Consider the following 742-nt stretch of genomic DNA (forward strand, 5'->3'; position numbering starts at 1 on the left):
GAAGGCTCTGGAGAGTCTGGGTATTTCGCTGGAGGGTGTGCGTCAGCAGGTCGAGGAGATCATCGGCCAGGGTCAGCAGGCGCCGAGCGGGCACATCCCGTTCACGCCGCGGGCGAAGAAGGTGCTGGAGCTGTCGCTGCGCGAGGCGCTGCAGCTGGGCCACAACTACATCGGCACCGAGCACATCCTGCTCGGCCTGATCCGCGAGGGCGAGGGCGTCGCCGCCCAGGTCCTGGTGAAGCTGGGCGCCGACCTGAACCGGGTCCGCCAGCAGGTCATCCAGCTGCTCTCCGGCTACCAGGGCAAGGAGCCGGCCGCCGCCGGTGCCGCGCCGGGTGAGGCCGCGCCGTCGACCAGCCTCGTGCTGGACCAGTTCGGCCGCAACCTGACCCAGGCCGCCCGGGAGGGCAAGCTCGACCCGGTCATCGGGCGCGAGAAGGAGATCGAGCGGGTCATGCAGGTGCTGTCCCGCCGCACCAAGAACAACCCGGTGCTGATCGGCGAGCCCGGCGTCGGCAAGACCGCCGTCGTCGAAGGGCTGTCGCAGAAGATCATCAAGGGTGAGGTGCCCGAGACGCTGAAGGACAAGCAGCTCTACACCCTCGACCTCGGTGCCCTGGTCGCCGGTTCCCGCTACCGCGGTGACTTCGAGGAGCGTCTGAAGAAGGTGCTCAAGGAGATCCGCACCCGCGGTGACATCATCCTGTTCATCGACGAGATCCACACGCTCGTCGGTGCGGGC

General features: G+C 68.2%; 1 protein-coding gene. It reads left to right on the forward strand.

Translation table 11 applies throughout. The features are described from left to right. A partial coding sequence (locus HA073_RS30205; protein WP_166457867.1) for a Clp protease N-terminal domain-containing protein occupies positions 1–742 on the forward strand: 742 nt, incomplete at both ends.

This window comes from Micromonospora sp. CMU55-4 (genome assembly GCF_011602315.1).
Lineage (GTDB): Bacteria > Actinomycetota > Actinomycetes > Mycobacteriales > Micromonosporaceae > Micromonospora > Micromonospora chalcea.